Annotated in this window: 8 protein-coding genes; 2 read left to right on the top strand and 6 right to left on the bottom strand. The window is 62.8% G+C overall.

The window, feature by feature from the left end; genetic code table 11:
• A partial coding sequence (locus WBB85_RS20020) for a glycosyltransferase family 2 protein (protein ID WP_432640349.1) occupies positions 1-1,070 on the top strand: 1,070 nt, incomplete at its 5' end.
• Positions 1,060-2,049, top strand: a complete 990-nt coding sequence (locus tag WBB85_RS20015) for a glycosyltransferase family 2 protein (protein WP_432640348.1) — start codon at positions 1,060-1,062, stop codon at positions 2,047-2,049. The genes WBB85_RS20020 and WBB85_RS20015, both read left to right, overlap by 11 nt.
• Here the strand turns inward: WBB85_RS20015 and WBB85_RS20010 are convergent.
• The 6 genes from WBB85_RS20010 to WBB85_RS19985 all read right to left on the bottom strand — a co-directional run.
• Positions 2,027-2,263 (bottom strand): hypothetical protein, encoded by a 237-nt coding sequence (locus WBB85_RS20010; RefSeq protein WP_432640347.1) that lies wholly within the window; start codon positions 2,261-2,263, stop codon positions 2,027-2,029. The genes WBB85_RS20015 and WBB85_RS20010 overlap by 23 nt on opposite strands.
• Before the next feature lie 111 nt (positions 2,264-2,374).
• Entirely contained in the window at positions 2,375-4,489 is a 2,115-nt protein-coding gene (locus tag WBB85_RS20005) for a Wzz/FepE/Etk N-terminal domain-containing protein (RefSeq protein ID WP_432640346.1), read from the bottom strand.
• Positions 4,486-5,454, bottom strand: a complete 969-nt coding sequence (locus WBB85_RS20000) for a glycosyltransferase (RefSeq protein ID WP_432640345.1) — start codon at positions 5,452-5,454, stop codon at positions 4,486-4,488. Before WBB85_RS20000 ends, WBB85_RS20005 begins: the two co-directional genes overlap by 4 nt.
• Positions 5,451-6,491 carry a glycosyltransferase family 2 protein gene (locus WBB85_RS19995; RefSeq protein WP_432640344.1) on the bottom strand — a complete coding sequence of 347 codons (1,041 nt, stop codon included), beginning with the start codon at positions 6,489-6,491 and terminating at the stop codon, positions 5,451-5,453. Before WBB85_RS19995 ends, WBB85_RS20000 begins: the two co-directional genes overlap by 4 nt.
• Positions 6,492-6,682: 191 nt before the next feature.
• Positions 6,683-8,044 carry a sensor histidine kinase gene (locus WBB85_RS19990; RefSeq protein ID WP_432640343.1) on the bottom strand — a complete coding sequence of 454 codons (1,362 nt, stop codon included), beginning with the start codon at positions 8,042-8,044 and terminating at the stop codon, positions 6,683-6,685.
• The coding region (locus WBB85_RS19985) for a response regulator transcription factor (RefSeq protein ID WP_432640342.1) at positions 8,044-8,728 on the bottom strand (685 nt) is incomplete at its 5' end. The genes WBB85_RS19990 and WBB85_RS19985, both read right to left, overlap by 1 nt.

The following is an 8,728-nucleotide window of genomic DNA, read 5'->3' as shown; positions in this document are numbered from 1 at the left end:
CGCCTATTCCGGCCGGCCAAACACGCGGATCGCCGCTGGCGCGTGGTGTCCCCCCTGTGACGCAGGACGGGCCGCATGATAGGGATTTCGGGTGGAACAACCGGATTTGGCCTGCCATGGAAGCGGAAGAAGTCCCGACCCTGTCGGTGATCATGGCGAACCACAATGGCGGCGCATATTTGCGGGCCGCCATTGGATCGGTTCTGGCCCAGACATTGCAGGATATCGAAGTGATCGTGGCGGACGATTGTTCCGCCGATGACAGTGTCGTCATCGCCCGGGAGCTTGCCAGTCAGGACGGCCGTGTGCGTGTGCTGACGGCACCTGCCAATACCGGCCCGGGCGCAAGCCGGAACCGCGCGCTGGATGCAGCCCGGGGGGATTGGGTGGCGGTTGTGGATTCCGACGACCTGATCCTGCCCGACCGGTTCCGCCGGATGCTGGACCACGCGGCCGGGGCAACGGCCGATATCGTTGCCGACAATCTCAGCCTCTTTTCCGATGCAGGCGGGGCCGATCTTGGCCACCTCCTGCCGGCAGATATTGCGCAAGGTCTGGTCGCGGTGACGCCGGACGCCTTCTTGCGGTCGGAATTGCCGGGGCCGGGTCATGCGCCACTTGGCTATCTGAAGCCGCTGATCCGGCGCGACAGGATCGGCGAGATGCGCTACCGCGAAGACCTGCGCGTGGGCGAGGATCACGATTTTCTTTTGCGTCTGCTCCTGAAGGGGCTATCCATGACGGTGATGCCGGACGCCTTCTACCGCTACCGCAAGCGCGAAGGCTCAGTATCGCATCGCCTGAAACCCGCCGATATCCGCGCGATGATCGCGGCGCAGGACCGGCTTGCCCCGGCGATCGGCCCATCGACGGAATTGCAGCGCCTCTTCGCTCAACGCCGGAAAAACCTCTGCCGCGAACTGCGCTTTGCAGAATTGGTCGGGCGGATCAAAGGGCGCGACCCGCTCGGCGCGCTGGCGATCATGCTGCGCGATCCGCCACTTGTGCGAAACCTCGCCCGGGCGGCGCGGGAACATCTTGCGCGAAAGGACCATTCCATTGCCAGATAACCTGCCGCCCGAGCCGCTGGTCCAGATCCGGACGCCAACCTATCGGCGGCCCGAGGCGCTGGAGCGTTGCCTGCGCTCGCTTCAGGCGCAGAGCTGGCGGAACTGGGTCTGCGATGTCTTTGACGATGATCCGGACGGGGGGGGCGCGGCGGTTGTCGCCGCCCTGGCCGATGGGCGCATTCACTATCACCACAACCGGCCACAGCTTTTTGCTTCAAAGAACATCGACGCCTGTTTCAGCCGTCAGAACCCGCGCGGCGCGGATTATTTCTGCGTGGTGGAAGATGACAATTTCATCCTGCCGGATTTCATCGCGGCCAATATCGCGCTTTGCCAGTTGGAAGGCGTGGAGGTGATCCTGCGCAATCAGGTCATCGAATATGCCAGCGGCACCGGGGCCGCCCGGATCAGTACATTCGGCATTCTTGACCGAAAATTCGTTGAGGGGCGCTATGCACCTGACCGGTTCCGGCTGGCGCTGATGGCCGATATCGGCGTGTCGAATGGTGGTCTTTTCTGGTCCGCCCGTGCCGCGTCCGACTTCGAGGTCGGCTTTCCGATCAGCGCGACCTTGCAGGAATATATCCGCACCTATGCCCTTCAGGACGATATACATGTCGCGATGGAACCCCTGGCCGTCTGGGCCGAGAACGGGAGTGAAACCACCCGCGATCTGGGGGCGAAGGCCGGATATTATCGCCGGGAACTGAACCTCAAACGCTCGATCGTAGAGTTGCAGCGCCGGGCCTGGCGACGGGCACCTGTGACCGACCGGGCGGAGTTCCTGCATTCCCCGGTCTTTGCCTATTCTCCGCAGGCGCGGGCAAACGGTCTGGTGAAGTCGCTCACCCGGTTCAGTGTCGAAGGCGCATTGCCACTGCGCGCGCGGCGGCGCCTTCTTCTCAGGGGGGGTCTGATCCGTATTGCGGGGCGGATGGCGCCCGGGCGGAAGCGCTTTATCGCGGCGAACGGTGCTTGAGCGGGGCTGACGGGGCATCCCGGCGTTGATCCCGGTGGCGCCCCGACAGGGCGGCAAGGGCGATCAGGGCACCGAAATAGACGATCTGAACGAAGACCAAAGCCGCGACCACCCGCAGGACGATGCCGCCAAAGCCAATCCCGGCGGCGGCCGAAAGCGCCGTGACGGTGATGCCGGTGACCAGCATGAAGGCGATGAGTATCGGAATGCGCATAAAAAACCGCGGACAAATCCGCCCTTCCCGCGCCAATAGTCGCCCATTTGCAGTACGGCGTCAAAACAAGCCTGCATCCGTATCAAAGGACGCTTGGGGGTCGGCCGGTGATCATCGCGCCGTCTGATAGTCTGAATAGACGTCGATGTAATTCTCGGTGCCATCAATCCGGCTGTATTTCGGTAAATCGTCCAGCCTGACCTTGTTCAACGCCATCCCGAGGATCCTGCCCCGGACATGCGGTTCACGCAGCACCTGCTGGCGGATCAGGTCGCGGGGCGTTCGCCCCCATTCGGCGACAAGCAGCGCGCAATCCATATGCGGCATCAGGATCTTGGCATCGACCACCGCGCCGACCGGCGGCAGGTCGAACACGACATAGTCGTAGGCCGCCCGCGCCTCAGTCATAAGGGCGGCCATCTTCGGCAGTCTCAGCATCTCGCCCGCATAGGCGGTGAGCGTGGACCGGATGCAGGGCAGGACATTCAGCCCGGTTGCCGGGACAGTGCGGATGGCATCGGCCAATCCCACCTCCTCCATCAGCACCTGCGTGATCCCCGCACCAGAGGTGATCCGCAACGTATCGCTGAGACCGGGATGGCGCAGATCGGCGTCGATCAGCAGCACCCGCGCGCCGGAACAGGCCAAAGCATTGGCATAGTTGACGGCAGTCATGGTCTTGCCTTCATCCGGCAGGACCGACATCACCCCCATGACCCTGCAATTTCCGGGAACCGACAGATCGGCCGCGACACGGATATTGCGCAACGCCTCGACATAGATTGAATGCGGCGCGGACAGGGCCATGAAAAGCTGCGGTGCGGTCTGTTCGGGATGCCATGTGGCGTCCTTGCCAGGGCGGTCCCGTCCCTCGCGCCATCTGAACAGGCTTTTCTGGTTCCGGACTGTGGACGGAACAACCGGCAGATAGCCGAGAAAGGGCAGGCCGGTTGTGTCGAGAACATCGTCGCCGGTGCGGAAGAAGCGTTCCCGGAACTCGCTGCGCAGCGCCAGGGCAAGCCCGATCAGAAGGCCAAGAAGCATGGTCACAGGCAGCACCCGGGAGGCTTTCGGCGTGGCCGCTTTCCCGGGCGTGTCGGCCTTGGTCAGTATCCGGACGGAAGAGACGGGGAAGCTGTCCTGCAGTCCGATCGCCTCGCGCCGCGCTGAAAAATCCTGATAGAGCGCATTCAGGGTCTTTTCCCGTTGCTCAAGCTCGCGCAGGCGGATCTGGGCATTGGTGATCCGGTCGATCTCGGCCGTGGGTTCCGCCAGCGCGGCGGTCAGTTCGGCAACCTTCGCCTCGGCGCTGGCGATGTTAACCTCACTGCTGTCGGTTGCGCCGCGCGCCGCATCCAGCACGGCCTGCGCCTGTTCCAGATCGGTGCGGATCTTTTCAACCTTCTGTTCGGCCAGCAGGCGTTCCCGGGTCTGATCCTGATCTGCGATCAGGCCGTTTTCGGCCTTGAAGCTTTCGACCGCAAGGGCCGCGTTCTGCGCATCCGTCTGAAGCTGGTCGAGCCGCGTCTGCATCCATTCGGCGGTCCGCCGTTTGGCGTCCAGATTGGCGACAAGCTGGTCCGAGAGGTAGGCCTCGGCATAAGCATTTGCGACCAGTGCGGCAAAGCCGGGGTCCTGTGACATATAGCCGATCTCGATCACGTAGCTGCGTCCGACCGGGCTGACGATGATGTCACCCGCCAATTTAAGGGCAAGGGCGTCGCGCACCTGCTCATTTGCCGAAAGCGTTGATACGGCGTTGTCCGGTGGTGTCGGGGCCGCCGGGCGCAACTGCCTGAGCGGGGCGGTGACCGTATCAACAAGGCGCCGGATCGCCGATGGCCCTTCGGTAAGCGGTGTCGGGTCTTTGACAAGGCCAAGCTGGTCAATCACGGCCACCGCGAGTTGCTGCGATTGCAGCACCTGAAGTTCGTTCATCAGGGCCGCATCGTCGCGGATCGCCGCTTCTGCCGAGGATATCTCATCCGTCAGGCGGCTGAGCTGTTCATCCACCAGAACCTTGCTGGCCGCATAGTAGCGGGGCGGGGTCGTCAGAAGATAGGCCATGCCGAGTGCAAGACCGGCAACCGTGGCAAGCCCGAGCAAACGCCGACGCCGCCGAAAGACCGCAAGGATCTGGCGCAGGTCCAGACCCGCCTCGACCGGCCGGTCATCGGGGGGCATGCGCGCGTCAAGTTCGCGAAGTCCGATCCCGAGCTGTTTCATTCCTGAATGTCCGTGCTGAGGGGCGACAGGAGCACCCGGTGTGACTGTGGCTGACCGTAGTGGCGCGGGGTGCCCCAGCCGAACAGGCCGCAGAGCGTGCCAATATGTAAAAGCCCACGCAGGGCCGCGTGGTTCCGGCGTCGGGGTGCGGCGGCGGTCAGACCGGCGGCTGCGAGGCAGTAGATGACTTTCAGCCCCGCCAGGGCAGCAGACCCAAAGCGCCCGCCAAGCCCCTTGTCACGGGCGATGAGCTGACCATGTGTATGCCCCATGCGGAACCGTCGCCGGGCCAGCCAGTCAAAAGTCGCCCGTTCGTCTGGAACCTCTTCACGCAGGATGGCATCCGGTGCGAAGACAAAGCGTGCGCCGTTCCGAAAAGCGCGGTGGAAGAAGTCGCTGTCCTCGCCGCCGGATTGGCCAAAGCCCGGGTCGAACCGGGCATGGCTGAATGCGGGCGAGGAACGCCGGAACAGGACGTTGCAGGTATAGCCTGTACGGATCTTACCCCGAACCCAGACAGGGCGAGTGTCATGCAGGTCGCCCCCCTGCATCCATGCAGGTGCGCCGGGACGGTAGCGGACCTCTACGGGCCCCAGCACGACATCGGCCCCGGTCGTCCGCGCCGTTCCGAGAAGCTGATCCAGCCACTCTTCCGTCGCAACCTCGTCGTCATCCAGAAACGCGACATAATCCCACGCGCAGGTATCAAGGCATCCGTTCCGGGCGATAGAGATGTTTCTGGCCGGGCAATGAAGGTAGGTAACCCGAAAGTGTGACCTCTGCGCCCAGCTTTCGACAAGCGGACGGGCCGAGGGCGTGTCGTCATTGTCGGCCACGATGACCGAGACGGTGCATCCCTGCGGAACGGCCAGCTTCTCGATCGAGGCGAGCGTGTCCGCGATCTGGGGCCTGCGGAAGGTGCAGACGCAGATATCCACCGCGACAGGATCGGCAGGATTGGTCATGGAATGGCCCGCCCATCTTTGCCGGAATTCCGCGACATCACCTGTTGCCAGAAGCCGAAAGACCAGGCTGCATGCATGACCATCGCGGAACAGCCTGACCAGAGGAGCCCCGGCTCCCGCGCGCGGATGGCGATGCCTGCACCGGCGCCAAGGCATGCCAGTGCCCAGATCGCCATCGGCAGCAGGGCCCACAACGAGACCGCAAAGAGTGCCGCCGTCAGGATCGAGGGGGCGACAGCCAGAACGATTGCCTGCCGTGCGATCGGGCGGATGCGGTGCTTCAGCACAGTCCGGGCGCGACCCTGCCCATAAGAAAAATACTGCCGGAAGAGCGCGCCGAGGGTTTGCCGCGGGTAGTAGGTCACCGCTGTCCGTGCGGTCAGCCAGATCCTGTAGCCGGCTTGCGTGATGCGGTAGTCAAGCTCTGCATCCTCATTGCAGCGGAAGCTTTCGTCATAGCCCCCGACCGCATTGAAGACCACCGTCAGGATCAGCGCGTGATGGCCATGGTCGACATATTGCCCCGTCGGATGTCGCCGGTGCCGCGAACCGCCATTGCCGAGGCGGGAATTCTGGACGGCGGCGTTGATCCGCTGAACGGGCCCCCGGCCCGCCGCGATCATGGCGACGACGATGCTGCCCGCCCCGGTTGCTTCGGCCTCGTCGATCAGCTTCGCGCAATAGTCGTCCGGATAGCCGCAATGGGCGTCGATTCGGATGATGTGGCGAGTGCCTGCACCAAAGATCCGCACCGCCAGGTTTATGCCCGCGCTCTGGATTTTTTTCGGGTTGTGAAGATGTGACAGGCGTGGATGTGTCGCCGCGATTCCCTGCACGATGTCCAGCGTCCCGTCGGTACTGCCGCCGTCAACGACGACGACATGACTGGCAGAGCGTTCGGCGAAAGCGAGCAGCTGCGCAAGCAGATTGCCGATATAGGAGGCTTCGTTCAGGCAAGGCACGACGATGAGGGCAGAGGTCTTGCCATCGTCTCTGGCCGTGTTTTGACGGCCGGCCCCTGTCAGATCGTTCCGCATCGAACCTGTGCCCCCGGACGCTGCTATCGGTCTTTCCGATGCTGCGCAGAAAGGGCCAGAGGCGGGGGGCGTTCAACTGTTGATTGCGGTGCGGGAAACCTTCGGCGCCGAAGCGCCTATCGGTAGAGTGCTGGATGGGGCATGGCTGGCATAAACCAGCCGAAGCAAGCGGCGCGGCATGGGCGTTCAGCCTAATCCTGCTGCGCATCCCGCCCTGACAGGCCATGGCGTTTCGGGACCGAGATTCTCACACTCAGCCCCCCCAGCCCGACGGAGTGGTCCAGCGCAAGATCACCGCCATAAGCCTGTGCAAGATCGGCAGCGATCGCGAGGCCAAGACCCGTACCCGGGGCAGAGGTGTCGAGCCGTCCGCCGGAGCGCAGCGCCTCGCGACGATCCTGTTCAGGAATGCCCGGTCCATCATCCTCCACCATCAGCCAGATGTCTCTCTCGGATTCACCTGCGGATATCAGGATTGCGGATTTGGACCAGTTGACGGCGTTTTCAAGGATGTTGCCGAGCGATTCCTCAAGATCCTGCGCATCCATAGGAATTTCGAGAGTTTCCGGAACATCCCTTTCGATGGTTTTTTCCTGAACCTCCGGCATGGACCGGAAAAGCCGCATCATCCGCTCGACCGAGTTGGGCAAAGAGGTCATCGAGCGCGTTGCGGCCCCGGTATTGACTGCGCGGATACGTGCAAGCGACCGGGTAAGTTGGGCATCGACCCGGTCCAGCGCGTTTTGGGCCTGCTGGATGTCGATCCCTTTGGTTGCAAGCACGTCAAGCTCATTGCGCAAGATCGCCGATGGTGTTTTCAGCGCATGGGCAAGATCGGCCGCCTGTCTGCGACCGCGTTCGACGATTTCGCGGTTGCGATCGAGCAGGATATTGATGTCCGCGACCAGCGGCGACACTTCGTCCGGATAGTCGCCGGGTTCGAGCGCATCGTGGCTGTCCCAGCGATGCGAAACGTCCTGCCGAAGCCGGTTCAACGGGCGGACCACCGCCGATGTTTGCAGCACGGCGCCGACGACACCCAATGCGCCGATGAATGCAAAGGTGGTGAGCAGGCTTTGGCGGATCTGCTGACGGTCGATTTCCAATGCGGTGAGCGTTTCGGCGACCGAGACCACCCAGGTGGATCCATCTTCGAGGCCGATCATGCTGACGATACCCCGAATCGGGCCCTCAGGCCCGGTATCGTTCCAGAAATTCCGGTCGGGGGTCGCATGGTCCGGCACCGGCAGCAACGCATCAAAGAGCGAACGCGATGCTGCAACATTTCCATCGGCATCGCTGATTTGCCAGTACCGCCCCGAATAGGGGCGGTTATAGGCCGGGTCGGTCAGAAAGGTTTCAATCTCATCAAGCCCCCCGCCGCTGTTGCCAAGTGCCGCGACGACCTGACGATGTCGGTCTGACAATGCCGTATCGAAACGTCGCAAGGTGAGGGCATCAAAGAAGTAGAACAGCGCCACGCCACCGATGGCGACGATGATGGCCGCCCAGATCAGACCGCCGACAATGGCCCGCTGCCGTAACGACCGCATCAGGGGGCGTCGATCATGTAACCGCGGCCGCGCACAGTCTGAATCAGATCGGCGCCGAGCTTCTTGCGCAAACGGGTGACGAACACCGCGATCGTATTCGAGTCGCGGTCGCCTTCATATTGGTAGATGTGTTCTGAAAGCTCGGTGCGCGACACCAGCCGTCCGATATTGTGAAAGAGATAGGACAGCACGGCACTTTCCTGCGCTGTCAGATCGACGGGAAATCCGTCGAGGACCACCCGGCCGCTGCGCGTGTCGAATTCCACATCGCCATATTTGAGCACCGGGTTGGTCACCCCTGCCTTCCGGCGCAACAGCGCCCGGATACGCGCCGATAGTTCCGGCATGTGGAAGGGTTTCGACAGATAGTCGTCTGCCCCCGCATCCAGACCATCGACCCGATCAGTCCAGCCATCGCGGGCCGTCAGGATCAACACCGGTGTATCGATCTTTTCCGCCCGCCAGCCTTTCAGAACCGACAGGCCGTCCTGTTTTGGAAGCCCGATATCCAGGATGATGGCATCATAGGGTTCGGTCGCGCCGCGAAACGCAGCTTCTTCTCCGTCATGGACAACATCGACGGTTTGCCCGTCTGCGACAAGGGCCCGTCTGATCTGTTCACAAAGAACCTGTTCGTCTTCGGCGATAAGGATGCGCATACGTTTGGAAAACCCGCTATGAGAC

Origin of the sequence: Albidovulum sp. (genome assembly GCF_049646345.1) — a bacterium.
GTDB lineage: Bacteria > Pseudomonadota > Alphaproteobacteria > Rhodobacterales > Rhodobacteraceae > Albidovulum.
Note: the sequence above shows the minus strand (reverse complement) of the source record. Positions and strands in the feature narration are given on the sequence as shown.